The following is a 25,029-nucleotide window of genomic DNA, read 5'->3' as shown; positions in this document are numbered from 1 at the left end:
TCTTTGCCGTTCCCGGCGCCCCGCTTGTCGACGTTCTTGGCGTTCCTTTCCTCGTAAAGGGCTTGTGGCCCGGCCCTCGCGGTTTTATAGTCGTGATGACTATTAGTCATGGTGACCATTAAGGGGGCGATGGGCATGACCTCACCCGAGGGCTACGACAAGTACGCGTTCGAACCCTTCGCCGTCACCGTCGACCTGGCCGTCTTCACCGTCCGCGCGGGCACCCTCCAGGTGCTGCTCGTCGAGCGTGGCCAGGAGCCGTACGAGGGCCGTTGGGCGCTGCCCGGCGGGTTCGTGCTGCCGGACGAGTCCGCGGAGGAGGCCGCCTGGCGGGAACTCGCGGAGGAGACCGGCCTCAAGGACGACTCCGGACTCCACCTGGAACAGCTGCGGACCTACAGCGAACCCGGCAGGGACCCCCGGATGCGGATCGTCACCGTCGCGTTCGCCGCGCTGCTGCCGGACCCGCCCGTCCCGCACGGCGGAGGCGACGCCGCGCAGGCCCAGTGGCTGCGCTTCAACGCCATCGGGCCGCTCGCCTTCGACCACGACCGCATCCTCGCCGACGCCCACGAACGCGTCGGCGCCAAGCTCGAATACACCTGTCTCGCCACCTCCTTCTGCCCGCCCGAGTTCACCCTCGGCGAGCTCCAGCAGGTCTACGAGACCGTGTGGGGCACTCCGCTCGACCGGCCCAACTTCCGGCGCAAGGTGCTGGCCACGCCGGGCTTCGTCGAACAGGTGCCCGGTGCCGCCCGCCTGACCGGCGGCCGCGGCAAGCCCGCCGCGCTGTACCGCGCGGGTGGGGCCACCGCCCTGCACCCGCCGCTGCTGCGACCCACCACGGAAGGACGGCCCTGATGACCATGTCGCTCCGTACGAAGCGCTCCGCCACCGGCTCGCTGATCGGACTCGCCCTCGGCGACGCCCTCGGCTTCCCGACGGAGTTCAGCGACGTCGCCTCGATCCTCGCCAAGTGCGGCCCCTGGCGGAAGATGGGGCTGCCGAAGCCCGCGATCGTCACCGACGACACCCAGATGACGCTGGCGCTGGGGCACGGGCTGCGGGCCGCCATGGACCGGGGGTCGCTCGGCCCCGAGGCCCTGGTGCGGGCCGTCCGCAAGGAGTTCGTGGAGTGGTCCCGCTCCCCGGAGAACAACCGCGCCCCCGGCACCACCTGCCTGACCGCCTGCGACCTCCTCGCGGTCGAGCGCCACCCCTGGCAGTACGCCAGCCAGATCCACTCCAAGGGCTGCGGCGCCAACATGCGGGTCGCGCCGCTCGGCCTGATCGGCCCGCTGAGCGAGGAACAGCGCGCGGGCGCCGCCCAGTTGCAGGCCGCCCTCACCCACGGCCACCCCACCGCGCTCGCCGCCTCCGACCTCACCGCCCACGCGATACGGCTGCTCGCCCAGGGCGCCGAACCGATGGGCCTGGTCGGCCGGCTGCGCTCGTACGCCTACGAGAACCGCGGCCGGTACCACGCGCGCTGGCTCGGCGACCTGTGGACCTACAGCCAGGACCCCTCGCCCGAGCACTACATCGCCCGGGGCTGGGACGAGTGCCTGGAGGCCCTGGACCGGGTGCAGAGCGCCCTGCGGCTCCCCTCACCGGAGACGGACCCCTGCCTGGCCACGGGGGAGGGCTGGATCGCCGAGGAGGCACTCGCCACCGGGCTGCTGTGCTTCCTGCTCTTCGTCGACGAGCCCGTCACCGCGCTGCGCCGCGCCGCCTGCACCTCGGGCGACTCCGACTCCATCGCCTGCCTCGCCGGTGCCTTCGCGGGCGCCTACCACGGGCCGGACGCCTGGCCCGCCGAGTGGGCCGACCGGATCGAGTACCAGGGCGACCTCGTCTCGTTGGGAGCCCTCTGGGACGCTTGAGGGATGACCGACGCCCTGACCGACGCCCTCGACATCGACCTGGCACCGGTGGTCGCCGAACAGCCCGACCCGCTGCTCTTCGCGACCGTCTCCGGCGCCCACCTGTACGGCTTCCCGTCGCGTGACTCGGACGTGGACCTGCGCGGTGTGCACCTGCTGCCCACGGCCGAACTGGTCGGGCTGCGCGAGCCGGAGGAGACGCGGTCGCGGATGTGGGACCGGGACGGTGTCGAGATGGACCTCGTCACGCACGACCTGCGCAAGTTCGCCCGGCTGATGCTGCGCCGCAACGGCTATGTGCTGGAGCAGCTGCTCTCGCCGCTCGTCGTGCACACCGGTGAGGCGCACCGTGAACTGGTCGCGCTCGCCCCCGGGGTCCTCACCCGGCACCACGCCCACCACTACCGGGGATTCGCCATCACCCAGTGGCGGCTCTTCGAGAAGACCGGCGAACTCAAGCCGCTGCTCTACACGTTCCGGGTGCTGCTCACCGGCATCCACCTCATGCGCAGCGGCGAGGTGCGGGCCCATCTGCCCACCCTGGTGCCGCAGGTGGACGAGGCGCCCGGGTATCTGCCGGACCTCGTCGCGGCGAAGGCGGCCGTGGAGCACGGCAAGGCCGAGGTCGACCAGGAGCGCGTCGCGCGGGACGTGGAGCGGCTCCAGGAGGTGCTGGAGCGGGAGCAGGCGCTGTCAGCGCTCCCGGAGAACCCCTCCGCGTACGACGCTCTGCACGACTTCGTGGTCCGGGTCCGCCTCGACGGCGCGAAGGTCTGAGCCGGCCCCGCGATCCGGCCCGGCCCCGCGATCCGGCCCGGCCCCGCGATCCGGCCCGGCCCCGCGATCCGACGGTGCCGCGAGGTCCGGCCGGGCGCGCAGGGCCGACGTGTGCCGGGTGCGGACGAGGAAGTCCTCGACCCGGGCCCGGTCCGGCTCCGGCGGCAGCGGGCTGCGGTCCGCCGCCTCCTCGGCCTCCGTCGCCAGCCGGGCCATCCACGACTCGACCCGGGCCCACGCCACCTCGCCGCGCTTCACCGCCAGCAGGGGCTCGCGCTGGTCGCCCACGTCGACGGTGAGCGCGCCCGTGCGTAGCAGGTCGCGGCAGCTCATCAGCAGGCGCAGGAGGTGCATGGCGTGCTTCCAGCGCGGGGCGCCGTGCGTACGGACGTCCGCGTCGAGCTTCTTGCGCTGGCCGAGGGCGTAGAGCGCGAACGTCTCGTGGGCCTGCCGGGAGAGGAACGCCCCGCGCAGAGCGAGCAGTTCCCGGCCGGTGGCGTCGACGTGCTCCACCAAGGGGGAGTGCAGGCACTCCAGGATGTTCGGGTTGGCGCGCAGGGCCAGATTGCAGAAGCGCTCCAGCTCCCAGCTGAACTGTTCCTCCGCCGGGCCCTCCACGTGGGTCGGCGGCTTCTCGAAGCGCCAGAACAGCTCGGTGGGGGCCAGGAAGACCCCGCGCCGGTCCGTGTCGCTGTCGTCCGTCGCCAGACCGAAGGCCCGCGACCCCATCACACAGGAGTAGATCGTGTGGTCGCGGACCAGCGTGTGGTGGGGGTGCGGGGGCTGCATGCCCGGGAGCGTACGTGGTGCCTCAGGCCAGCCGAATCGAATTTCCCGAGACCTCGATCTTCTCCGCGGGCAGTGGCCGCGTGGCCGGGCCGCGCACCACCACGCCGTCGGTGATCGTGAACCTGCTGCCGTGGCAGGCGCAGTCGATCGTCTCGTCCGAGACGCTGCTGACGATGCAGCCCTGGTGGGTGCAGACCGCCGAGAAGGCCTTGAAGTCGCCCTCCTGCGGCTGCGTCACGACGACCCTCTGCTCCTCGAAGATCCTGCCGCCGCCCACCGGGATGTCGTCCGTCGAGGCCAGCTCCTCACCGGCGCCGCCCGTGTCGGCGTCCCCGGGCGAGGTCTGTTCCTGGGAGTCGCCGTCGTCGCCCCCGCCGCATCCCACCAGCAGCGCCGCCGTGCCCGCCGCGCCGGTCGTGAGCACCGTGCGCCGCGTCGAACCCATCGTCATGCCGTCACTCCGAACGTGCGGAAGAAGCCAACCCAGGAGAGAGTGCCACAAAACGCGCGATTCGTACGTCACGGGCGTCTCGGCAGGCGGGCGCCGCGTACCGGCCGGGGGCGGGCTGACTAGGCTGGTCGTGCAACGAGTCGGCGGGTGATCAGCGAGGAGCAGAGTCGTGGCGGTACGAGCGGTCCGGGGCGCCGTCCAACTCGAACGGGACGAGGCGGGGCACATGGACGAGCAGGTGGGCGAACTGCTCACCGCGGTCCTGGAGCGCAACGGGCTCGGTCCGGACGACCTGATCAGCATCTGGTTCACGGCCACCCCCGACCTGCACAGCGACTTCCCGGCCGCCGCGGCCCGCAAGCTCGGCACCGGCTTCGCCGACGTACCCCTGATCTGTGCGCAGGAGCTGGACATCGAGGGCGCCATGCCCCGGGTCGTACGGATCCTCGCGCACATCGAGTCCGACCTGCCGCGCTCCGAGATCGCCCATGTGTACCTGGGCGCCGCGGCCGCGCTCCGCAAGGACATCGCCCAGTGAGAACAGCACTCGTCATCGGCACCGGGCTGATCGGCACCTCCGCCGCCCTCGCCCTCGCGCAGCGCGGGGTGATCGTCCACCTCACCGACCACGACCCCGAGCAGGCCCGTACGGCGGCCGCGCTCGGCGCCGGCACCGACGAGGCGCCCGAGGGCCCGGTGGACCTCGCGATCGTCGCCGCTCCGCCCGCGCACGTGGCCGCGACCCTCGCCGACGCCATGGGCCGGGGGCTCGCGCGCGGCTACCTCGACGTGGCGTCCGTGAAGGGCGGCCCGCGCCGGGAACTGGAGGCGCTGGGCCTCGACCTCTCCTCCTACATCGGCACCCACCCCATGTCGGGCCGCGAGAAGTCGGGCCCGCTGGCCGCCACCGGCGACCTCTTCGAGGGCCGCCCCTGGGTGCTCACCCCGACCCGGGACACCGACACCGAGGTCCTCAACCTCGCCCTGGAGCTGGTCTCGCACTGCCGGGCCGTTCCGGTGGTCATGGACGCGGACGCCCACGACCGGGCCGTCGCCCTGGTCTCGCACATGCCGCACCTCGTCTCCAGCCTGGTCGCCGCGCGGCTGGAGCACGCCGAGGAGGCGGCCGTACGGCTGTGCGGGCAGGGCATCCGGGACGTGACCCGGATCGCGGCCTCCGACCCCGGTATGTGGATCGACATCCTCTCCGCCAACCCCGGCCCGGTCGCCGACCTCCTCGCCGACGTCTCCGCCGACCTCGACGAGACCGTCCAGGCCCTGCGCGCCCTCCAGGCCTCCGACGAGGCCAAGCGCCGCGAGGGCGTCACCGGTATCGAGGACGTCCTGCGCCGCGGCAACGCCGGCCAGATCCGCGTCCCCGGCAAGCACGGGTCCGCCCCGCGGAGCTACGAGGTGGTGGCGGTCCTGATCGACGACCAGCCGGGCCAGCTGGCCCGTATCTTCGCCGACGCGGGCGCCGCCGGCGTCAACATCGAGGACGTCCGCATCGAACACGCGACCGGGCAGCAGGCGGGCCTGGTGCAGCTGATGGTGGAGCCGAAGGCCGCGGTGGTGCTCACGGGGGCACTGCGGGAGCGGGGCTGGGCGATCCGGCAGTAGGAGGCAGGGGCCTCGCGCGAGCGGGGCCTGGGGCGTGCGTCCGGGCAGGGCCGGACGGGGTACGCACAGCCAGTACCCTTGTCCGGGGCCTCTTCCGTCCCGCCCCACCATCTCGGACCAGGAAAGGTGCTCCCCAGTGGAACGCGCCACAGTGATCGTTGCCATCGACGGCCCCTCCGGCACGGGCAAGTCGAGCACCTCGAAGGCCGTGGCCGCGCAGCTCGGGCTGAGCTATCTGGACACGGGCGCCCAGTACCGGGCGATCACATGGTGGATGGTCAACAACAACATCGACATAGAGGACCCCTCGGCGATCGCCGCCGTGGCGGGCAAGCCGGAGATCGTCTCGGGCACCGACCCGTCCGGGCCGACCATCACCGTCGACGGCACGGACGTCGCCGGCCCGATCCGCACCCAGGAGGTCACCTCCAAGGTCAGCGCCGTGAGCGCCGTCCCCGAGGTGCGGGCCCGGATCACCGAGCTGCAGCGCTCCATCGCGTCCGGCGCCGAGAACGGCATCGTCGTCGAGGGCCGGGACATCGGCACGACCGTCCTGCCGGACGCCGACCTGAAGATCTTCCTCACCGCCTCCCCGGAGGCCCGCGCCGCCCGCCGCAGCGGCGAGCTGAAGGGCTCCGACGTGCAGGCGACCCGTGAGGCGCTGCTCAAGCGGGACGCGGCCGACTCCAGCCGCAAGACCTCCCCGCTCGCCAAGGCGGACGACGCGGTCGAGGTGGACACCTCCGACCTCACCCTCCAGCAGGTCATCGAGTGCGTCGTCACCCTCGTCGAGGAGAAGCGGGCCGGGAAGTGAGCGAGGCAGCGGCGGACCGGCCGACCTCCGCCGGGACGACACCGGCCGGGACGACCTCGGTCGAGGCCCCTTCGGAGCTCGGCGCCGAGGTGGGCCGGCGTATCGGTGTCGGCCTGATGTACGGGCTGTGGAAGCCGCGCGTGCTGGGCGCCTGGCGGGTCCCCACGACCGGGCCGGTGATCCTCGCCGCCAACCACTCCCACCTCGTCGACGGCCCGATGGTCATCGGTGTCGCGCCCAGGCCCTCGCACTTCCTGGTCAAGAAGGAGGCGTTCGTCGGTCCGCTCGGCCCCTTCATGCGCGCCGTCGGCCATGTGCAGGTGGACCGTTCGACCGCCGACCGCACCGCCATCACCCAGGCACTCGCCGTCCTGGCGAACGGCGGAGTGCTGGGCATCTTCCCGGAGGGCACCCGGGGCGAGGGCGACTTCGCCTCGCTGCGCGCCGGGCTCTCCTACTTCGCCGTGCGCAGCGGAGCACCGATCGTCCCGGTCGCCGTACTGGGAAGCACCGACCGGCGCGGACGGTTGATCAAAGGGCTGCCCCCGCTGCGCTCGCGCGTCGACGTCGTCTTCGGCGACCCGTTCGAGGCGGGCGACGGCACCGGGCGGCGGACCCGCAAGGCACTCGACGAGGCGACCGTGCGCATCCAGAAGCAGCTCGGCGCCCACCTGGAGAACGCCCGGCGGCTCACCGGCCGCCGGTAAAACGCCGGGCGTCCGATCGGGCGCTGGGCGACACTGAGTAGTGGATCAGCCGGTCGTCAGGCCGGGTGCCCCACCGATCACCACGATGAACTACGAGGTACGGACTTCATGAACGACCAGTTTCCCTCCGAGCACGAGCACGGAGAGCTTGGCGACGCCGAGTACGCGGAGTTCATGGAGCTCGCCGCGGAAGAGGGCTTCGACGTCGAGGACGTCGAGGGCGCGATCGAGGAGGCGGGCCACGGCCCGCTGCCCGTCCTCGCCGTCGTCGGCCGCCCGAACGTGGGCAAGTCGACTCTCGTGAACCGCATCATCGGCCGCCGCGAGGCGGTCGTCGAGGACAAGCCCGGCGTCACCCGCGACCGCGTCACCTACGAGGCGGAGTGGGCGGGCCGCCGCTTCAAGGTCGTCGACACCGGCGGCTGGGAGCAGGACGTCCTCGGCATCGACGCCTCCGTCGCCGCCCAGGCCGAGTACGCCATCGAGGCCGCCGACGCCGTCGTGTTCGTCGTCGACGCCAAGGTCGGCGTCACCGACACCGACGAGGCCGTCGTACGACTGCTCCGCAAGGCCAACAAGCCCGTGGTGCTCTGCGCCAACAAGGTCGACGGCCCCAGCGGCGAGGCCGACGCGACCGCGCTGTGGTCCCTCGGCATCGGCGAGCCGCACCCGGTCTCCTCGCTGCACGGCCGTGGCACCGGCGACATGCTGGACGCCGTCCTGGAGGCCCTGCCGGAGGCGCCCGAGCAGAGCTTCGGCACGGCCGTCGGCGGCCCGCGCCGCATCGCCCTGATCGGCCGCCCGAACGTCGGCAAGTCCTCCCTCCTGAACAAGGTGGCGAACGAGGAGCGCGTCGTCGTCAACGAGATCGCGGGCACCACCCGTGACCCGGTCGACGAGCTGATCGAACTCGGCGGTGTCGTCTGGAAGTTCGTCGACACGGCCGGCATCCGCAAGCGCGTCCACCTCCAGCAGGGCGCCGACTACTACGCCTCGCTGCGCACCGCGGCCGCCGTGGAGAAGGCGGAGGTGGCGGTCATCCTCATCGACGCCTCCGAGTCCATCTCCGTGCAGGATCAGCGCATCGTGACGATGGCCGTCGAGGCGGGCCGTGCGATGGTCATCGCCTACAACAAGTGGGACACCCTCGACGAGGAGCGCCGCTACTACCTGGAGCGGGAGATCGAGACCGAGTTCGGTCAGGTCGCCTGGGCGCCCCGGGTCAATGTCTCGGCCCGCACCGGGCGGCACATGGAGAAGCTGGTCCCCGCGATCGAGACGGCCCTGGCCGGCTGGGAGACCCGTGTCCCGACGGGCCGGCTGAACGCCTTCCTCGGCGAACTGGTCGCCGCCCACCCGCACCCGATCCGGGGCGGCAAGCAGCCCCGCATCCTCTTCGGCACCCAGGCCGGCACCAAGCCCCCGCGCTTCGTCCTCTTCGCCTCCGGCTTCATCGAGGCGGGCTACCGCCGCTTCATCGAGCGCCGGCTGCGCGAGGAGTTCGGCTTCGAGGGCACCCCGATCCACATCTCGGTGCGGGTGCGCGAGAAGCGCGGCCGGAAGAAGTAGGCACGAGCGACACGAGGAGGCGGCCACCCGGACCTCGGGGTGGCCGCCTCCTCGTGTGCTGCGCTCCGCTTCAACGACCTCGGCGTGGACCCGGGGGCAGCGGGGACGGGATGTGGTGCATCCCGGTGTGCCCGGTGGGGATCCGCCCCACCGGCTGCCACACGGCCGTCGTCGTGGTCGTGTGACCGGGCTGGGTCTCGCGCTGGGTGGCGAGGTGTCCCGCCGCGTGCCGGGCGCCGTACGAGCCGGAGGTGTACGACCCGGTGGCGCGCTGTCCGCCGGAGCCGTGCGCCAGGCCGCCGAAACCCGTGAAGCCCAGCTCCTCCTCCCCGTGCCGGTCGCCCGGCAGGGTCCGGTAGGTCCTGACCCACTCCGCGTAGAGCGAGTCGTAGATGGGCGTGGCCGAGGGCCCGCCCGACGGATCCTGAGTCGGCCGCATGGACGGGATCGACTGATAGGACTGGCGGCGAGGAACGTCGTATGCGTGCACGTCTGTGCCAACGACCCCACGGGGGAAGAGATGCGCTCCCTCCACCATTCAGCCTCCGGGTCAGGTGAGCGCCCCGGAAGGGGCGCGGGGAACTGCGCGATCGACCACGATCGACCCGCGGCCGACTGACCAGCGAAAGTCCTACGGCGAGACTCCGAAGCGCACCCGAGGTGAAGCGATCAGGTGCCCGCCAGCGGCAGGGTCGCGGCCACCAACTTCCCGTTCGCCGCCGCCTTGTCGAGCGCGTCCCGCAGCAGGTCCTCCCGCGGCTGCCGCCCGATCGACCCCACGGGTGCCGCGAACATCAGCACCTGCTGGTGCTTGTTGGCGGCGGCCCGCCACGGGTCGGCGACCTGGAGCGCCTGATGGGCCTGCCACCACGCGACGGGCGACCCACCGGAGGTGCCCGGCTGCAGGATGGCGTGCAGCTGCCCCATGGCGAGCAGCACGGACCAGCCGTGCAGCACGGGGGGCACGGAGTCGATCTGGGGGAGCGGCATGAAGCCCTGCTCGATGAGCAGCGGCAGGAAGTCGTCGCCCGCGCCGGTCGTGCCCGGGCGCGCGATGGGGGCGGTCGGCTCGACGACCAGCGCCGGGTGCAGCTCCCCGCTGAGCAGGATCAGTCCGCTGGTGACACCGAGCACGGCCTGCTCGGGCGCGGCCTGGGCCTGGTTGTCGCCGGCGATGGAACGGGCGGCGCCCTGCAGCTGCTCCTCGGTGACCTGGACGACCTGGGAGGGCAGACAGGTGGCGTGGGCGAAGGCGAGCACGGCTGTCTCGTCGCCGACGAAGAGGACGGTGCTGGTGCGCTCCTGCTCGGAGTCGCCGGGGGTGCGGCACGACGTGCAGTCGTAGCCGCCGGGGGCGTTCTCTCCGGCGAGCAGCCGGTCGGCCTCTTCGTCGCCGATCTCGGCGCGTACCTCGTCGCTGACCTCGAGCATGCGCGGCACGGGTGGCTCCTCGGGATGCGGTGCGTGTCGGTGCCGGGTGGCGCCCGGCCCATGAGCACGGAGGTTCCGGCTCATGCAGAAGACAACGGGCGATCTGTGGCCGGAGTCACGCCCGAGGACGAACGGAAACGAACCAACCGCAGCGCAGGGTGAATCTCAGGGCGGAATCGGTTACTCCGCGCCAACTTCCCGAGGACCCGGCGAAGTTGATCCGGTGAAGTGGGTCACAGGCCGTCGAGGTCACCGGCCGACATATCAGGAAATCAGGGAATGAAATGGGTGGCCGGAATTAGTTGCTACTCCGGGTAACGGTGAACTGGCCTCGCACGACGAGCCCTTGCTTGCTGACCACCCGTCAACCTCCCTACATTCCCGGCCGTGTGCAACGAGCACCGCTCGGGTACGTCCGCCGGCCGCGCAGAGCCAGACAGCGCGCAGCACCACCTCCGGCGGACGGGGCGGAGCGCGACACCCGCGTCCGTGCGCGGGAAGCGCCCCGCTCGGGGGGACCCCGGGTCCGTGGAGAGGGATCTTCATGTCCGAATGTGCCGATACCACGCGCGGCAGCGCCCGGAAGACGCGTACGACGGCGGTTCTCGCCGGGGCGGCGCTGCTCGCCCCGCTCGGACTCCTGGCCGTCGCCGGCAGCGCCTCGGCGGCCGACAGCGGAGTGTGGGACCGCATCGCCAAGTGCGAGAGCGGCGGCAACTGGCACATCAACACCGGCAACGGCTACTACGGCGGCCTGCAGTTCGCCGCCTCCACCTGGCGTGCCTACGGCGGCACCGCCTACGCGGCCACCGCCGACCAGGCCTCCAAGGCCCAGCAGATCGCGATCGCCACCAAGGTCCAGCGCGCCCAGGGCTGGGGAGCGTGGCCCGTCTGTTCCGGACGTGCCGGGGCGTCCGGCGGCGCGCCCGCCGCGCCCTCCACCGGGACCGCCGGCCCGGCCACCTCCACCGGGGCCGGGAAGTCCGTCAGGTCGGCGCCCTCGAAGGCACCGTCGCGCTCCACGGGCCACCCGGACCGCAGCGCGTCGCGCGGCGACTACACCGTGCGGCAGGGCGACTCCCTGAGCGGTATCGCCGCCCGGCACGGCACCACCTGGCGGCAGGTCTACGCCGCCAACAAGGACGTGATCGGCGGCGACCCGAATCTGATCGTCCCGGGGCAGCGGCTCGATCTCTGACCTCCGGGCCCCGGCCCGCTCAGCCCCGTCCGCCGGCCGGTCGGGCGAGTTCGGTCGCCTCCCCGCCGAACGCCAGTGCCCCGCGCCTAAGTTCGTACGCGAGGACGCCCGGTACCCCGCTCACCGCCGGCGGCAGGCGCTGCTCGGCGAGGACCACACAGGCGTCGAGACCGCTCAGTAGCTCGTACGTACGGGCCGCGACCGCGGGCGACATGCCCTGGGTGGGTTCGTCGACGAGCACGACGCGCGCCCGGTCCGACAGGGCCCGGCAGAGGGCGAGCATGCGCTGCTCGCCGCCGGAGAGGGTGCCCGCTCGGCGGGGGAGCAGGGGTTCGAGCGCCGGATAGGCGTCCAGGGCGCGGGAGAGGCCGGGCCCGGCGAGTTCGAGGTTCTCGCGCACGGTGAGCGCGCCGAAGACGGCCCGTCGTTCCGGTACGAGGACCAGGCCCCGCCGGGCGCGCTCGTACGCGGGTGTCCCCGTGATGTCGGCCCCGTCCCACACCACGGCACCCCCGGAGAGGGCGACCGTGCCGGCGAGGGCCCGCAGCGCGGTCGTACGACCGGAGCCGTTGCGGCCCAGCAGCACGGTGAGGCCGGGGCCCGGGGCGGCGAGGGTGAGGCCGTGCAGGGCCTCCAGGGGGCCGTAGCGGACGCGGGCGCGGCGGAGGGAGACGACGGTCATCGTCCGGCCTCCGGGGCGAGGACGTGGCCGGCCGGGCCGGAGGTGACGATGCGGCCCGCCGCCATGACGTGGACGACGTCCGCGAGTTCCGCGACGAGGTCGAGGTCGTGCTCGACGACGAGCAGGGCCGTGCCGTCGTCGGCGAGGGCGCGCAGTACGCGGGCGAGGGCGGCCACTTCGGGCGAGTCGAGGCCGGCGGCCGGCTCGTCGAGCAGCAGCACGCGGGGGCTGCCGGCGAGCGCCCGCGCCAGCTCGACCCTCCGCAGGGTCCCGGTCGGCAGCCCGGCCGCCGGTGCCGTGCGCACCGCCCCGTCCAGCCCGAACAGCCGCAACGTCCGTTCCACGGCCCCGGGATCGGAGATCCGGCCCTGCTCGGCGCCGACGCGTACGTTGTCCGCCACGCTCAACGACGGGAAGACCGCCAGCTGCTGGAACGTCCGCCCGAGGCCGAGCCGGGTACGGGCGTGCGCGGGCAGCCGGGTGATGTCCCGCTCGCCGAGCCGCACCTGTCCGCTGTCCGGGCGCATGGTTCCGGCGAGGCAGTGGAAGAGGGTGCTCTTCCCGGCACCGTTGGGTCCGACGACCGCGCTGATCCGCCCCGGGAGGACATCGAGATCGACACCGTCGAGGGCGGCGAATCCGCCGTAGCGGACCCGGAGGCCGCGGGCTCGGAGGGAGGGGGCGGGAGGAGAGGAGGGAGGCGGGGCGGTGCCGGCGCGGCTTTCGGGCGGGCGGCTGGTGCTGGTGCCGGTGGCGGCGCCGACGTCGGCCGAGGCGGCGGCCGCGGCTTCGCCGCCGGCGGTGCGGGCATCGGTGTCGGCGGGAGGCGCGGGGGGCCGGTGGGTGCCGGCGTCGGGCCCGAGTGGCTGGTGCGGGGCCCGGGACGGCTCCCCGCCGTGCCCCGCAGCTCGTGCGCTGCCGGGACTCGCGCCCTGTCGCCCCCTCGCCGTCTCCCGCGTGCCCGTTCCGGCTCCGGCCGCCCCGCCGTCCGCCGTCGCGTGCCTGCCTGCCCCGACTCCCGCGGCTCGGGTCCTCACCGGCCCCCTCCGCCCCACCTCGGCCGGCGCGCCCGACCGCACCCGTTCCCGAGCGCGTACCCCCGCCGGGGTCAGCTCCCCACGAACCCCCGGTCGCAGTCGTGCGAATCCCCTCCGCACCGCCTCGTACGGGCCGCCGGGGAGCCGGCCGATCAGGACTGCCAGGGCGCCGACGACCGCCGTGGCCACACCGCCCTCGGTGCCCGCGTCCAGGCCCACCAGCAGGGCGGCCGCCGCGAGGGCGCCGAGGGAGCTGTCCGCGCCGAGGACGACGACCGCGGCGAACCACAGGAGGCTGCGGACGGGGTCGTAGGCGGCCGGGTCGAAGGCGCGCACGCCCATCGCGAGCATGCCGCCGCCGAGGGCGGCGAGGGCCGCGCCCGTGACGAACGCCGCGAGTTTCAGCGACGGGACGCGCACGCCCGCCGCCGACGCCCCGGGCTCGTGGTCGCGCACGGCGGCGAGCGCCCTGCCCGTGCGGCCCCGGCGCAGGGCGTGGGTGGCCAGGAGCGCCAGGCAGAGCAGGGCCAACTCGAGGACGTAGTACGCGCGGTCGCTCTCGAAGCCCGGGGGACGGGAGAGGTCGAGGCCCGAGGTCGCGTACGGCTGGGCGAAGACGAAGCGGCTGACGCCGACCCCCACGGCGAACGTGGCCAGCGCCGGCGCCAGGCCGTGGCGGCTGATCGCGGGCCAGCCGGTGAGCAGGCCGAGCGGGGCCACCAGGAGCACGGCGACCAGGAGGGCGGCCGGTGCGGGAAGGCCGGGGAGGAACGGGAAGCGCCCGGCTGTCAGGAGGGCCGTGAACAGGGCGCCCAGACCCGCGTAGGCCGCCTGGCCCAGGGAGATCTGCCCGCCTCGGCCCGTCACCACCACCAGGGAGAGCAGGACCACCCCCAGGGCCGGCACCTGTACGGCCGTGTGCAGGTCCTGGCCCGCGAAGCCCAGCGGGATCAGGAACAGCAGCAGGGCCACGATCCACGCGCCGCCGGGCGTGCGGACCCGCGCGGTCGCTGTGCGGGCCGGTGCGTCGCGGTCGCCCACACCGGGCAGGACCAGGGCCGCCACGAGGAGGGCGACCACGAAGAGGTTGGCGCCCACGGCCCGGAGCAGCGGCTCCGCCCAGCCCGCCGGATGGAAGCGGGTCAGCTGGCTCTGCGCGACCGCGACACCCAGCGCGACCAGCACGGCCACCGGAAGGCTCCGCATCCGGGCGGCGACCGCCACGGCCACCACCTCCATCACCAGCAGCGGCATGCCGTACGGGTCGAGGCGTACGTAGGGGGCGAGCAGAACCCCCGTCAGACCCGCCGTGAAGGAGCCGAACGCCCAGCCCGCGGCGGCGACCCGGTCCGCGTCGATGCCGCCGAGCACGGCGAGGGAGCGGTCGTCGACGACGGCGCGCAGCTCCCGGCCGAAGCGCGTCCGGCGGGTGACCGCGCCGACGGCCGCCGCGAGGGCGAGGGCCATCGCCAGCTGGCCCCACGGATCGGCGGCGAGCAGGGTCGGGGCGTCGTCCCGCGGGCCCTGCCCCCACAGCAGCGCGGTCCCGCCGACGAGGAGGACGAAGACGCCGATGGAGGCGACGAGGGACTGTGCCGGGTCACCGCCGAGCACGGCGAGCGGGCGGAAGACGAAACGTTCCAGGACCAGGCCGATCGAGGGCGCCACGACCAGCAGGGTCACCAACGCCCCCGGCCAGAGGGGCCATCCCCATTCCACGGTGAACTGGCGCAGCAGATACGCGCACACCACGGCGATCGCCCCGTGCGCGAAGTTGAGCACACCGGTCGCCCGGTAGGTCACGATCAGGCCGATCCCGGTGAGGGCCGCCGCGCTGCCGACCGACAGCCCGGCCAGCGTGAGGTCGTACGTCAGCGACGCCATCAGCCCTCCGCGGAGTCGCCCCGGGAGGGTGCCTCGCAGATCGGGCACGGTCGCAGCGCGCCGCTCGTCAGCACGCGGGAGTCGGCCGGCACCGCTTCCGCCTTCCCCGCCACCAGTGGGCAGTCGGCGCGGTGCCAGAGGGTGCCGCCGGGCACCATCAGCAGGGTGCCGCTGGTGGCGAGAGGGCCGCCCGGCGCCTGCGGGGAGGTGTCGTCGTCGCCGGGTTCCGCGGCGACCAGGAGGCCGTACAACTCCTCGACCCGTGCGGCGGCCAGGACGTTCCCGCCGTGGGCGAGGAGGACCGCGCCCGCGACGATCAGCGCGGCGCCGGGGACCGTGCAGGAGGCCAGATAGGGGAGCTGGCGTGCGGCGAAGCGCTCGCCGGAGACGCCGTACCAGCCGACGACGCACAGCACCGCGCCGCCGGCGAGCGCGGCCCAGCCCGCCCAGCCGGCCCAGAGGACGGGGCGCGCGGTGCGCGGTCGGGCTGTCCGCATCCGGGGCATCCGGGACTCCCCACACGTCGTGTGTCTGTCCATCACAGCCGATGGCTTGCACTATGCCTTCTGCAAGCTGACCCTGAAAGAACCGGGCGCATGCCGTCCGGACCGACACCCGGTGGTGAGCCAGATGGTTCTCGGGAGCGACCTCAGGCGGGCGAACGGACGCGGGTCCGGGGCGGCGGGACGGGGAACGGCCCTGACGGCCGCCCTGATCCTGCTCCTCGCCCCGGCCCTCGCGGCGTGCAGCGACGACAGCGGTGGCGGCGGTGACAGCCCTCCGCCCACACCCTCCGTGGAGCGGACGACGAGCGAACCCGCCGAGGAGACCGTGTCCGCGAGCGCGCCCGCGGACACGGCGGCGGCCGAGCAGGAGATCAAGAAGAACTGGAAGGCGTTCTTCGACCCGGCCACCTCCACGAAGGAGAAACAGGCCGTGCTGGAGAACGGCGACGAGATGGGCCCCGTCCTCGCGGCGTTCAGCGGGGACGAGCGCGGCGGGCAGGTCGAGGCGGAGGTCCGGAAGATCGAGTTCACCTCGGCGACCGGCGCCGACGTCACCTACACCCTGCTGCTGGAGGGCGCCACGGCACTGCCCGACGCGGCGGGCACGGCCGTCGAGCAGGACGGCACCTGGAAGGTGTCCGTCAAGACCCTGTGCGGGCTGGTCGCGCTGAGCGGCAATGCGACACCGGGCCCGGGCTGCTGAGACGGCCGCCGCGGGCCTGCTGCTCCTGCTGGCCACGGCCTGCGGCAGCCGGCTCCCGGAGAGCGACTTCGAGCGGGGGAGCGCCCCGCCCGCTCCGTCGGGCCGGGCGCCGCTGCGCGTCGGGATCATCGCCAGCGTCACCAGCCCCGTCGGCGGCACGGCGTTCACCGGACCGCGCGACGGCGCGAAGGCCTACTTCGCCGCGCTCAACGCGCGCGGCGGCGTCGACGGCCGTCGCGTCGAGGTGCGGGAGTGCGACGACGGGGGCAGCGGGGTCGGCAACAACGAGTGCGTGCACCGGCTCGTCGAGGAGGACGGCGTGGTGGCGCTGGTCGCCACCACCGCCCTCGACTACGCGGGCGCCGCCCGGGTCGCACGCGCGCGCGTGCCCGACATCGGGGGCCAGCCCATCGGGCCCGCGTACGACACGTACCCGTACCTGTACAGCGTCTACGGCAGCCTCGCGCCCCGGCACGGCACGACCGGCTGGGACGGGAAGCAGTACGGCGGCACCGAGGTCTACCGCTACTTCGAGCGCGAGCACGGCGCCCACACCGCCGCCGTGGTCTCCTACAACCAGTCGGCATCCGCCGCGTACGCCCGCCTGGTGGTGCGGGGGCTGCGGGCCGAGGGGTACGACGTGGTCACCGAGCAGGTCGACTTCGCGCTGCCCAACTTCCGCGCGGCCGCCGCCGACATCAAGGAGCAGGGCGCCGACCTGGTCTTCGACGCCATCGACGGCCACGGCAACGCCCGCCTCTGCCAGGCGCTGGACGACGTGGGCGCCGACATCACCGCCAAGGTCACCAACGTGCAGAACTGGACCTCCACGGTCGCCGAGGACTACGCGGACGCCCCGCGCTGCCGCAACGCCCTGTGGGCCACCGGCTCCAGCCGTAATCACGCTGACGTCGGCGACCCGGCCGTGAAGGAGTTCCGGGACGCGACGAAGGGGCTGAAGACGCACTCCCAGTGGCAGTTGGAGGGCTGGGCGGCCGCGATGTGGTTCACGGACGCGGCGCGATCGTGCGCCACGAGCGCGGAGGGCGTCACACGCGCCTGCGTCGACCGTTTCCTGAACCGCGACGAGCCCTACAGCGCCGACGGACTGCTCCTCCCCGTCCGCTTCGAGCGGCTCGCCGAGCCCCCGACGACGCGCCGGACCTGTGTGTCCGTGGCCCGTTGGAAGGACGGGAAGGGGTGGGTGAGCGAGGGCGACATGAACGACACCTGCTTCGACGTTCCGCAACTGCCCTACGGCCCCTGATGCGTTTCGAGGCGAACAGGTTGCCTCGTCCGGCTATCGATCACACAACCGTTCGCAAACAAGTTGATGATGATGTCCAACCATTCCAGGGGAGGCCCGGTCTAACCGTATGGCGCTGGACCAGCAGCGCCATTGACGGTTGATCAGGGAAAACAGGGGCTCGGGGGACGCATGCATATTTCTTTCCTCATACACAACGCGTACGGGATCGGGGGAACGATCCGCACGACGTACAACCTGGCGAACACCCTGGCCGAGCAGCACGACGTGGAGATCGTCTCCGTCTTCCGCCACCGTGACGAGCCGGTCTTCGACGTCGACCCGAGGGTCCGGCTGCGCGGCCTCGTCGACATCCGGGAGGGCGGCGCCGACAAGGGCCACGCCGATCTGGAGCGGCCCGCCAAGGTCTTCCCGCGCGCGGAGGGCCGCTACGGGCAGTACAGCGTCATGACCGACCGGCGCATCGCCGAGCACCTCGCCTCGGTCGACGCCGACGTCCTGGTCGGCACCCGGCCCGGACTCAACGTGCACATGGCACGCCAGACCCGCCGCGGCCCGATCCGCGTCGGCCAGGAACACCTCACGCTCGACAGCCACTCCGCCGCCCTGCGCGCCACGCTGCGCGGCGTCTACCCGAGGCTCGACGCCCTCACCACGACCACCGAGGCCGACGCGCGCGCGTACGGCTCGAAGATGCGGCTGCCCGGCGTCCGCCTCCAGGCCGTGCCCAACCCGGTGCCCGCGCCCACCGTCGACCCGGCGGACGGCACCGGCAAGTGGGTCGTCGCCGCCGGGCGCCTCGCGCCCGTCAAGCGGTACGACCTGCTCATCAAGGCCTTCGACAAGGTGCGCGAGGAGCGGCCCGACTGGCGCCTCAGGATCTACGGCGGCGGCAAGCAGAAGGACAAACTGCGCGCCCTCGTCGACAAGTTGGGCCTCTACAACCACGTCTATCTGATGGGTCCCGCCAACCCCATCGAGCCCGAGTGGGCCAAGGGGTCCCTCGCCGCTGTCACCTCCAGCCTGGAGTCGTTCGGCATGACGATCGTCGAGGCCATGCGCTGCGGTCTGCCGGTGGTCTCCACCAACTGCCCGCACGGACCCGGCGAGATCATCGACGACGGCGTCGACGGTCGCCTGGTCAAGGTCGGCAGCGTCAAGGCCATCGCCGACGGTCTGCTGGAACTCATCAACGACGACGACCGGCGCCGGCAGATGGCGCAGGCCGCGCTCAAGGACTCCGAGCGCTTCGACCCGTCCCGCATCGCCGAGCGCTACGAGACGCTCTTCGGCGACCTCGTCTCCCGCGGCGGCACCTCCTCGGTGGGCCGGATGCGCGGCTCGCTGCACCGTACCCGTGGCGCGCTGCTCGGCAGCGCGTACGCCGTGCGGGATGCCGGACGGTCCGCCTTCAAGAAGGGGCGCACCGCATGATGACGCTGGCTCCCCAGCAGCCCACGCACCGCGACGACCCGGAGGACAGGGCCACGACCCCCCGCGCCGACTGTGTCGCCGACTTCGCGGGCGGCCTGACCTTCCAGGTACCCGACCGCGGCGAGACCGGCCCCGCCCATCTGCTGCTCGTCCTCCGCGGCGGCGAGGAGAAGGTGCGCCTGCCGCTCACCCCGGCCGGCGACGGTGTGCTGAGGGCCGCGCTGCCGAGCAGCGCGGACGTCCCCGAGGGCCTCTGGGACGTCTACCTCCAGACGGCCGAGGGCGAGCCGCGCCGCCTGGCCCCGGGCGTCAACGACCTGCGCTCCCTCGTCGACCGCGCCCCCGCCGCCTCGTCCGAGCGGATCGCCGTCCGCATCCCGTACGGCACCAAGCACGGCAACCTCACCATCCGCAGCTGGGAGCGCTCCCCGCACGCCGAGGCCGGTGAACTGCACATCGGCGAGGGCCGGCTGGAGGTGACCGCCCGGCTGTACGGCGCCGAGCCCACGCCCGGGGCGTACGCCGAACTCACCGACCAGAACGGGGTGCTGACCGCCGTACGGACCGACCTCACGGCGCACGGCGACGCGGGCGAGGTCCGCTTCACCGTGGCCTACGGCGCACTGCGGCCCGGCCACTGGGACCTGTGGCTGCGACCCGGGGGCGAGGACGGACCGAAGGTGCGGGTCGCCCGGCTGCTCGACGACGTCGTCGACAAGCACCCGGTCTTCGTCTATCCCAAGTCCCGCGCCGAGTCGGCGCACGGTTCGGTGGAGGGCGAGCCGTACTACACGGCCCACAACGACCTGTCCGTCACGGTCACCGCCGCCGACTGAGCCGGGCCCCGGACCCCGGCCACCGGACCCCGGCCACCGGACCCCGGTGGCCGGGCGACGCCGATGGCGCGAACTGGGCTATCCGGTCAACGCCGGCCCCGGCACGGGCCGCGGTGGCCGTCGGGCTGCGCTCGGCCGCTACCGCCGTCGTCTTCGACGACGTCGGTCGAACCGGAGGGGCTGACCGGGACGATCAGGCCCCTTCGGGACCGCCTGTCGGCCGTTCTTGGCCGAATCGGGGGTGCGGTGTCCGCTCCTGGCCCCTGCGGGTCTGCGGCGGGGTGATCGCCGCGAACCTCGGATGGTGCAGATCGAAGGCCGGGGACTCCGAGCGCACCCGGGGCAGCGTCACGAAGTTGTGGCGCGGCGGCGGACACGACGTCGCCCACTCCAGCGACCGGCCGAAGCCCCACGGGTCGTCGACGTCGACCCGCACGCCGTACCGGGAGGTCTTCCAGACGTTGTAGAGGAACGGCAGCGTGGACAGGCCCAGCAGGAAGGAGCCGATCGTCGAGACCGTGTTGAGGGCCGTGAACCCGTCGGCGGCCAGATAGTCCGCGTACCGCCGCGGCATGCCCTCGGCGCCCAGCCAGTGCTGCACCAGGAACGTGGTGTGGAAGCCGACGAAGAGCGTCCAGAACTGGATCTTGCCGAGCCGCTCGTCGAGCATCTTCCCGGTGAACTTGGGCCACCAGAAGTAGAACCCCGCGAAGGTGGCGAAGACGACCGTGCCGAAGACGACGTAGTGGAAGTGGGCGACCACGAAGTAGGAGTCGGTGACGTGGAAGTCCATCGGCGGCGAGGCCAGGATGACCCCGGTGAGCCCGCCGAACAGGAACGACACCAGGAAACCGGTCGCCCACAGCATCGGCGTCTCGAACGACAGCGAGCCCTTCAGCATCGTCCCCGTCCAGTTGAAGAACTTCACCCCGGTCGGCACGGCGATCAGGAAGCTCATGAACGAGAAGAACGGCAGCAGCACCGCGCCCGTGGCGAACATGTGGTGCGCCCACACCACGACCGACAGCCCGGTGATCGCCATCGTGGCCCCGACCAGCGTCAGATAGCCGAAGATCGGCTTGCGGCTGAAGACGGGGATGATCTCCGTGATGATCCCGAAGAAGGGCAGGGCGATGATGTAGACCTCCGGGTGCCCGAAGAACCAGAACAGGTGCTGCCACAGCAGCGCGCCGCCGTTGGCCGCGTCGAAGACCTGTGAGCCGAAGCGCCGGTCCGCCTCCAGGACCAGCAGCGCCGCGGCGAGCACCGGGAACGCCATCAGGATCAGGATCGACGTGAACAGCGTGTTCCAGGTGAAGATCGGCATCCGGAACATCGTCATACCGGGGGCGCGCATCCCGATGATCGTGGTCAGGAAGTTCACCGCGCCGAGGATCGTCCCGAACCCGGACAGCGCCAGCCCCATGATCCACATGTCGGCACCGATCCCCGGCGACCGTTCCGCGTTGTTCAGCGGCGCGTAGGCGAACCACCCGAAGTCGGCGGGCCCCGAGGGCGCCAGCAGCGAGCCCAGCACGATCAGCCCGCCGAACAGGAACAGCCAGTACGACAGCATGTTCAGCCGGGGGAAGGCGACATCGGGCGCGCCGATCTGGAGCGGCATGATCTCGTTGGCGAACCCGGCGAAGGTCGGTGTCGCGAAGAGCAGCAGCATGATCGTGCCGTGCAGGGTGAACAACTGGTTGAACTGCTCGTTGTCCACGATCTGGGTGCCCGGCCGGGCCAGCTCGGCGCGCATCACCAGCGCCATCAGGCCGGCGGCCAGGAAGAACAGGAAGGACGTGACCAGATACAGATGGCCGATCTTCTTGTGGTCGGTCGTGGTCAGCCAGTCGACCACCAGCTGCCCCGGTGTCCTCGCTCCCGACGGCCGGGTCGGCGCCTGCACGGTCTCGGTCCCCATCGCTCGCCCCTTCGCTGCCGCGTCCTGGGCCCGTGATGCACGCACGCCATGATGCGCGTGCCCCGGTCCGCTCCGACAGGGGGCGTACGGGGGAAGTGTGTGGGAACCGTGTATTTCCCATGAGTCGGGGACTTCCGGGAGCCGTCCGGGAATCGGTGGGAAAAGGCCGGACATGCACCGGACACACACGGCCCCGGACATGCTTTCCGACGGGCTATTCGTGATGGTGTCGAAGCGGTCGGGAATTACGTTCGGCAGCACGCGGAAGGCGTAAGGAACCGCTCGTACGTGTGACTGCGTTGGGCCGAAACGGGTGTCGTGGTTCTGTGACAGAAGCGTGACTGCGGGGCGACAGCGGGGCCCCCGGACGCCTACCGTGGCGGTCATGGCACCCTTTCCCACCCCTTCCGAAGAGCCCCGGGACGACCCCGACGCCTACGTCGGTCTGGAGGCGCCGCAGGCCGAGCGCCGCGCCGCCGAACGCGGCTGGTCCACGGTCAGAAAGCTGCCGCCGGGCGCGATCATCACCATGGAGTACCGCTTCGGCCGGCTGAATCTGGAGGTCGAGGACGGACGGGTGAGGCGCGCCTGGAAGGGCTGAGGCCGAACGCGGTCCAGGACGGGCGAAGGCCCGGCTCCCTCGGGAGCCGGGCCTTCGCCGTGCGGGGCATGGGCTGTGCGTACCGGGCCCCGCTGTCTCGTGTCAGCCGCCCGCGACCGGTCTGGTGTCAGCCGCCCGCGACCGGTCGGGCCGAGGGCGCGTTACGGGCCACCCGGTCGGCGTGGGGCGGCCTACGGGTGCCGAGCGGCGTCACCGGGGCCCGCTCCGACCTGGTCAGATGCGGGCCGGGGGACAGATGCAGCGGCACGATCGGGGGATGGGCGGTGCGGGCCGCGATGCCGGTCTCCCGGGCGCTCGCGGGCTCCTCGGCGGGTGTCCGCAGCGGGGCCGTGTCCACGGCGGGCGCCGGCGCGGACACCGGGACGGGCGCCGTACGACGGTCGCGCCAGGCGTCCCGCAGGGAGAAGAGCCAGACCTCCGCGCGGGCGATCAACGGCTCGAACCAGGGCAGCGCCAGCATGATCAGCAGACCGGCGGCCCAGCCCAGCAGGACGTCGCTCAACCAGTGCGTGCCCAGGTAGACCGTGGTGAGGCCGACGCCGAGCGAGATCACGGCGGACAGCGCGGACAGCCAGCGCCTGGCCCTCGGCGTCGACGCCAGATAGGCCAGGATCCCCCAGGTCACCACGGCGTTGGCGGTGTGTCCCGAAGGAAATATGTCGCCGCCCAGCCACATCTCGTTGGAGCCGATCTCGGTGGCGTAGTGCGGACCGAGCCGGCCCATGCCCAGCTTCGCGGCGCCGACGGTGATGTTCAGCAGCAGCAGCGACACGCCGAGCGCGAGCATCGGCCGCAGGGTGTGCTGTCTCCAGGAGCGCCAGCCCAGCCAGGCGGCGACCATCACGGCGGTGGGGCCGCGCTGGCCGAGGACGACGTAGTAGTCCAGGAAGGCGTGGATCTGCTGCCACTGCTGGTACGGCCGGAAGAACATGATCTGCCAGTCGAGCCGGACCAGCCAGGACGTGACGACGACGGCCCACACGATGGCGACGTAGAAGGCCAGGGTGGAGGCGAACAGCACCACCCGGTGGCGGGTCATCACCGGTACATCGATGTGGGCCGGCCGTTCCGGCTCACGGTCCAGCCTGGAGAAGACCCGGTCCAGACGGGTCGGCTTTAGTTCGGTACGCACTCAATCGACGTTACAGCGAGTGAGCTCGTACGCGGCGTGAATCACCGGCTTTGTGATGACGCCGTGATGTGGGATTCCTCTCAGAATGATGTTTATTTCTGCTGAATGATGAATCGTTGCGCCACTCGGCCTTCAATTCCATGGCCTAATGTAGAGCGGTCGTTTTGCGGCCCTTTTGAATTCGTTCACCGATTGCTCGTGCGGAATTACCCGAATGCTCGCTGTCCGTCGCGGACCGGTCACGGCGGACCGGAACCATTCAGCCAGAACGCCCCGTAGAGGGCCGACACCGCCGCGACAGCGCCGAGAACCGCCGCTGACCTGGGTGTACGCGCACCGGCGAGCGCGCGGGCGAGTGGCAGCAGCAGCGGGAAGGCCGGCATCAGCAGCCGGGGCTTGGAGCCGAAGTAGCTCGACGCGCACAGCGCCAGCGCGGTGACGACCCCCGTGTAGACCAGCAGCGGGAGCGGCTGTCCCTGGCGTACACAGACGGCGTACAGCCAAATGATCAACGCCACTCCGATGATCAGCCCGACACCCGCCAGGGCCGACGGGAACGACGTGAACTTGTCGGCGACGAAACGCGCGAAGGCGTAGCCCCCGTCGAAGCCGTTGCGCCACCCCGCCTGGACGTCCAGATAGCCGAGCGGGCCCTTGCCCGTGCGCCGGCCGACCCACAGCACATAGCCGGCCGTCCCCAGGGGAGCGAGGAGCATCCCGAGGGCGCGCGGCCACCAGCGAGCGCCTCCCGATATATCCGTGCTCCGGTTTCGTACGAACGGGGGAGTGGGAGCGGGGCCCCCGGCGTGCGGGAGGGTGTCTCGTCGCTCCCGTAGGTACGACACGATCGCCGCCGCCCACACCGCCACCACCACCGCGAGCCCCACCGGCCGGGTCAGCCCGGCAAGCGCCGCGAGCGCGCCCGCCGTCACCCAGCGGCCGGTGAGGACGGCGTACAGCGACCAGGCGGCCAGCGCGGTGAACAACGACTCCGTGTACGCCATCGACTGCACGACCCCGACCGGCAGCACGGCCCACAGCAGCACCGCGCACACCCCGACCCGGCGTCCGTACACCCGGTCCGCGACCGCGAAGATCCCCCAGGCCGCGGCGAGCGAGGCGACGGTGCCGACGACCAGACCCGCATGGGCGTAGGACAGCGGCGTCACCGCGGACACCGCCCGCTCCAGCCAGGGCAGCAGCGGGAAGAACGCCAGGTTCGAGTGGATGTCACCGTTCGGAAGCCGCACCTCGTAGCCGTAACCGAGCTCGGCGACCCGGGTGTACCAGAGCGAGTCCCAGCGGGCCGACAGCAGCGTCAGGGCGCTCTTGTCGCGCGCCGCGCTCCACCCGGCGAGGACGACGAGGCCCAGGGCGCGCACGGCCGCGTACCCGAGGAGCGCGGGGGCGGCCCGCCTCAGGAGGGGCGCCGCCGGGCGCGTGGCAAGATCGGTCACGCGCTCGATTATCGACGGCGCCGGGAACCGGCCCGGACGCCGTCACGTGGTGGTCCGTGAGGAACCGTGATGGTCCGTGAGCGCGGAACCACGGACGAGTGATGAAGGAGCCATGGAGGACCGGTGGACGGCCCGGCGCGTGGCGTATGCCACACGTCACATGAGCGTTCCATGAGACACCCACCACGTTCCACCGGCGGGAACTCGCGTACGCTGACGGCTCGCTCGCCTTTCGTTGCGCGGGTCCGGGACACCGCTCCTCCCGAACCGTGACCGCCGGGGACTCCCCGCCCCGCCGGTTCCGCC

General features: G+C 72.4%; 24 protein-coding genes. 14 read left to right on the top strand and 10 right to left on the bottom strand.

Translation table 11 applies throughout. From position 1 onward, the window contains the following. Positions 1–135 precede the first annotated feature (135 nt). From ACZ52C_RS20970 to ACZ52C_RS20960, 3 genes are read left to right on the top strand one after another with little or no spacing between them, the layout of a single operon-like run. Complete coding sequence (locus ACZ52C_RS20970; RefSeq protein ID WP_086799947.1) at positions 136–861, top strand: NUDIX hydrolase; 726 nt, start codon at positions 136–138, stop codon at positions 859–861. Further along, positions 861–1,883: an ADP-ribosylglycohydrolase family protein gene (locus ACZ52C_RS20965; protein WP_469076128.1), complete on the top strand. Its 1,023-nt coding sequence runs from the start codon at positions 861–863 to the stop codon at positions 1,881–1,883. Before ACZ52C_RS20970 ends, ACZ52C_RS20965 begins: the two co-directional genes overlap by 1 nt. A gap of 15 nt (positions 1,884–1,898) precedes the next feature. Continuing rightward, positions 1,899–2,660, top strand: coding sequence for a nucleotidyltransferase domain-containing protein (locus tag ACZ52C_RS20960; protein ID WP_469076164.1), 762 nt, complete (start codon positions 1,899–1,901; stop codon positions 2,658–2,660). On the opposite strand, the gene ACZ52C_RS20955 is transcribed toward ACZ52C_RS20960, so the two are convergent. Together ACZ52C_RS20955 and ACZ52C_RS20950 are read right to left on the bottom strand one after the other, a co-directional pair. Then, complete coding sequence (locus ACZ52C_RS20955) at positions 2,577–3,449, bottom strand: nucleotidyltransferase domain-containing protein (protein WP_469076127.1); 873 nt, start codon at positions 3,447–3,449, stop codon at positions 2,577–2,579. The two genes, ACZ52C_RS20960 and ACZ52C_RS20955, sit on opposite strands and share 84 nt — an antisense overlap. 22 nt (positions 3,450–3,471) lie before the next feature. Beyond that, positions 3,472–3,900, bottom strand: a complete 429-nt coding sequence (locus tag ACZ52C_RS20950) for a QcrA and Rieske domain-containing protein (RefSeq protein WP_469076126.1) — start codon at positions 3,898–3,900, stop codon at positions 3,472–3,474. 169 nt (positions 3,901–4,069) lie between these two features. Here ACZ52C_RS20950 and aroH point away from each other — a divergent pair, with 169 nt between their 5' ends. The 5 genes from aroH (at position 4,070) to der (ending at position 8,610) form a co-directional block, all read left to right on the top strand. Beyond that, positions 4,070–4,438, top strand: coding sequence for a chorismate mutase (gene aroH / locus ACZ52C_RS20945; protein WP_469076125.1), 369 nt, complete (start codon positions 4,070–4,072; stop codon positions 4,436–4,438). Continuing rightward, positions 4,435–5,520 carry a prephenate dehydrogenase gene (locus ACZ52C_RS20940; RefSeq protein ID WP_469076124.1) on the top strand — a complete coding sequence of 362 codons (1,086 nt, stop codon included), beginning with the start codon at positions 4,435–4,437 and terminating at the stop codon, positions 5,518–5,520. Before aroH ends, ACZ52C_RS20940 begins: the two co-directional genes overlap by 4 nt. Before the next feature lie 136 nt (positions 5,521–5,656). Then, complete coding sequence (gene cmk, locus ACZ52C_RS20935) at positions 5,657–6,334, top strand: (d)CMP kinase (RefSeq protein ID WP_469076123.1); 678 nt, start codon at positions 5,657–5,659, stop codon at positions 6,332–6,334. Next, positions 6,331–7,041, top strand: a complete 711-nt coding sequence (locus ACZ52C_RS20930) for a lysophospholipid acyltransferase family protein (RefSeq protein WP_469076122.1) — start codon at positions 6,331–6,333, stop codon at positions 7,039–7,041. The genes cmk and ACZ52C_RS20930 overlap by 4 nt, the downstream gene beginning before the upstream one ends. Positions 7,042–7,149: 108 nt before the next feature. After that, positions 7,150–8,610, top strand: a complete 1,461-nt coding sequence (der, locus tag ACZ52C_RS20925) for a ribosome biogenesis GTPase Der (RefSeq protein WP_045556962.1) — start codon at positions 7,150–7,152, stop codon at positions 8,608–8,610. A 70-nt stretch (positions 8,611–8,680) separates the two neighbouring features. Here der and ACZ52C_RS20920 read toward each other — a convergent pair whose 3' ends face one another. Together ACZ52C_RS20920 and ACZ52C_RS20915 are read right to left on the bottom strand one after the other, a co-directional pair. Further along, complete coding sequence (locus tag ACZ52C_RS20920; RefSeq protein WP_469076121.1) at positions 8,681–9,049, bottom strand: hypothetical protein; 369 nt, start codon at positions 9,047–9,049, stop codon at positions 8,681–8,683. Between the two features lie 230 nt (positions 9,050–9,279). Next, the gene (locus ACZ52C_RS20915; RefSeq protein WP_469076120.1) at positions 9,280–10,050 is read right to left on the bottom strand and encodes a hypothetical protein; all 771 of its coding nucleotides are present in this window, start codon (positions 10,048–10,050) and stop codon (positions 9,280–9,282) included. 535 nt (positions 10,051–10,585) lie between these two features. Between ACZ52C_RS20915 and ACZ52C_RS20910 the strand changes: the two genes are divergently transcribed. Then, a complete protein-coding gene (locus tag ACZ52C_RS20910; RefSeq protein ID WP_469076119.1) occupies positions 10,586–11,239 on the top strand; it encodes a transglycosylase family protein in 654 nt (217 codons plus the stop codon). A 19-nt stretch (positions 11,240–11,258) separates the two neighbouring features. On the opposite strand, the gene ACZ52C_RS20905 is transcribed toward ACZ52C_RS20910, so the two are convergent. Genes ACZ52C_RS20905 through ACZ52C_RS20895 form a run of 3 tightly spaced genes read right to left on the bottom strand, consistent with a single transcriptional unit; the run spans position 11,259 to position 15,339 of the window. Beyond that, positions 11,259–11,921: an ATP-binding cassette domain-containing protein gene (locus ACZ52C_RS20905; protein ID WP_469076118.1), complete on the bottom strand. Its 663-nt coding sequence runs from the start codon at positions 11,919–11,921 to the stop codon at positions 11,259–11,261. Beyond that, positions 11,918–14,842: an ABC transporter permease subunit gene (locus tag ACZ52C_RS20900; protein WP_469076117.1), complete on the bottom strand. Its 2,925-nt coding sequence runs from the start codon at positions 14,840–14,842 to the stop codon at positions 11,918–11,920. The genes ACZ52C_RS20905 and ACZ52C_RS20900 overlap by 4 nt, the downstream gene beginning before the upstream one ends. Beyond that, complete coding sequence (locus ACZ52C_RS20895; protein WP_469076116.1) at positions 14,842–15,339, bottom strand: hypothetical protein; 498 nt, start codon at positions 15,337–15,339, stop codon at positions 14,842–14,844. The genes ACZ52C_RS20900 and ACZ52C_RS20895 overlap by 1 nt, the downstream gene beginning before the upstream one ends. A 133-nt stretch (positions 15,340–15,472) precedes the next feature. Between ACZ52C_RS20895 and ACZ52C_RS20890 the strand changes: the two genes are divergently transcribed. The 4 genes from ACZ52C_RS20890 to ACZ52C_RS20875 all read left to right on the top strand — a co-directional run bounded on the left by ACZ52C_RS20890 (position 15,473) and on the right by ACZ52C_RS20875 (position 19,588). Next, entirely contained in the window at positions 15,473–16,051 is a 579-nt protein-coding gene (locus ACZ52C_RS20890; RefSeq protein WP_469076115.1) for an MTB12 C-terminal domain-containing protein, read from the top strand. Then, positions 16,026–17,318, top strand: a complete 1,293-nt coding sequence (locus ACZ52C_RS20885) for an ABC transporter substrate-binding protein (protein WP_469076114.1) — start codon at positions 16,026–16,028, stop codon at positions 17,316–17,318. The genes ACZ52C_RS20890 and ACZ52C_RS20885 overlap by 26 nt, the downstream gene beginning before the upstream one ends. 171 nt (positions 17,319–17,489) lie before the next feature. Further along, complete coding sequence (locus ACZ52C_RS20880; RefSeq protein ID WP_469076113.1) at positions 17,490–18,752, top strand: glycosyltransferase family 4 protein; 1,263 nt, start codon at positions 17,490–17,492, stop codon at positions 18,750–18,752. Beyond that, on the top strand, positions 18,749–19,588 hold the full coding sequence (locus ACZ52C_RS20875) for a hypothetical protein (protein ID WP_469076112.1): 840 nt from the start codon (positions 18,749–18,751) through the stop codon (positions 19,586–19,588). The genes ACZ52C_RS20880 and ACZ52C_RS20875 overlap by 4 nt, the downstream gene beginning before the upstream one ends. A gap of 193 nt (positions 19,589–19,781) precedes the next feature. Here ACZ52C_RS20875 and ctaD read toward each other — a convergent pair whose 3' ends face one another. Next, positions 19,782–21,512, bottom strand: a complete 1,731-nt coding sequence (gene ctaD / locus ACZ52C_RS20870; protein WP_469076111.1) for an aa3-type cytochrome oxidase subunit I — start codon at positions 21,510–21,512, stop codon at positions 19,782–19,784. A gap of 385 nt (positions 21,513–21,897) precedes the next feature. On the opposite strand from ctaD, the gene ACZ52C_RS20865 reads away from it, so the two are divergent. Further along, a complete protein-coding gene (locus ACZ52C_RS20865; RefSeq protein ID WP_045556971.1) occupies positions 21,898–22,113 on the top strand; it encodes an I78 family peptidase inhibitor in 216 nt (71 codons plus the stop codon). 127 nt (positions 22,114–22,240) lie between these two features. On the opposite strand, the gene ACZ52C_RS20860 is transcribed toward ACZ52C_RS20865, so the two are convergent. Together ACZ52C_RS20860 and ACZ52C_RS20855 are read right to left on the bottom strand one after the other, a co-directional pair. Next, complete coding sequence (locus tag ACZ52C_RS20860; protein ID WP_469076110.1) at positions 22,241–23,266, bottom strand: phosphatase PAP2 family protein; 1,026 nt, start codon at positions 23,264–23,266, stop codon at positions 22,241–22,243. Between the two features lie 239 nt (positions 23,267–23,505). After that, on the bottom strand, positions 23,506–24,723 hold the full coding sequence (locus ACZ52C_RS20855) for a glycosyltransferase family 39 protein (protein ID WP_469076109.1): 1,218 nt from the start codon (positions 24,721–24,723) through the stop codon (positions 23,506–23,508). Positions 24,724–25,029 lie beyond the last annotated feature (306 nt).

It is taken from the genome of Streptomyces sp. NPDC034049, assembly GCF_055575575.1.
This window is presented reverse-complemented; position numbering and strand designations above follow the sequence as displayed.

What these genes read in the sequence shown, in the direction of transcription:
- ACZ52C_RS20910 (WP_469076119.1), top strand. Translation starts at nt 10,586, where the DNA reads ATGTCCGAATGTGCCGATACCACGCGCGGCAGCGCCCGGAAGACGCGT.
- ACZ52C_RS20920 (WP_469076121.1), bottom strand. Translation starts at nt 9,049, where the DNA reads ATGCGGCCGACTCAGGATCCGTCGGGCGGGCCCTCGGCCACGCCCATC.
- ACZ52C_RS20970 (WP_086799947.1), top strand. Translation starts at nt 136, where the DNA reads ATGACCTCACCCGAGGGCTACGACAAGTACGCGTTCGAACCCTTCGCC.
- ACZ52C_RS20905 (WP_469076118.1), bottom strand. Translation starts at nt 11,921, where the DNA reads ATGACCGTCGTCTCCCTCCGCCGCGCCCGCGTCCGCTACGGCCCCCTG.
- ACZ52C_RS20865 (WP_045556971.1), top strand. Translation starts at nt 21,898, where the DNA reads ATGGCACCCTTTCCCACCCCTTCCGAAGAGCCCCGGGACGACCCCGAC.
- ACZ52C_RS20965 (WP_469076128.1), top strand. Translation starts at nt 861, where the DNA reads ATGACCATGTCGCTCCGTACGAAGCGCTCCGCCACCGGCTCGCTGATC.
- ACZ52C_RS20955 (WP_469076127.1), bottom strand. Translation starts at nt 3,449, where the DNA reads ATGCAGCCCCCGCACCCCCACCACACGCTGGTCCGCGACCACACGATC.
- ACZ52C_RS20875 (WP_469076112.1), top strand. Translation starts at nt 18,749, where the DNA reads ATGATGACGCTGGCTCCCCAGCAGCCCACGCACCGCGACGACCCGGAG.
- ACZ52C_RS20890 (WP_469076115.1), top strand. Translation starts at nt 15,473, where the DNA reads ATGGTTCTCGGGAGCGACCTCAGGCGGGCGAACGGACGCGGGTCCGGG.
- ACZ52C_RS20880 (WP_469076113.1), top strand. Translation starts at nt 17,490, where the DNA reads ATGCATATTTCTTTCCTCATACACAACGCGTACGGGATCGGGGGAACG.
- ACZ52C_RS20895 (WP_469076116.1), bottom strand. Translation starts at nt 15,339, where the DNA reads ATGCGGACAGCCCGACCGCGCACCGCGCGCCCCGTCCTCTGGGCCGGC.
- ctaD (WP_469076111.1), bottom strand. Translation starts at nt 21,512, where the DNA reads ATGGGGACCGAGACCGTGCAGGCGCCGACCCGGCCGTCGGGAGCGAGG.
- ACZ52C_RS20900 (WP_469076117.1), bottom strand. Translation starts at nt 14,842, where the DNA reads ATGGCGTCGCTGACGTACGACCTCACGCTGGCCGGGCTGTCGGTCGGC.
- ACZ52C_RS20885 (WP_469076114.1), top strand. Translation starts at nt 16,026, where the DNA reads ATGCGACACCGGGCCCGGGCTGCTGAGACGGCCGCCGCGGGCCTGCTG.
- ACZ52C_RS20950 (WP_469076126.1), bottom strand. Translation starts at nt 3,900, where the DNA reads ATGACGATGGGTTCGACGCGGCGCACGGTGCTCACGACCGGCGCGGCG.
- der (WP_045556962.1), top strand. Translation starts at nt 7,150, where the DNA reads ATGAACGACCAGTTTCCCTCCGAGCACGAGCACGGAGAGCTTGGCGAC.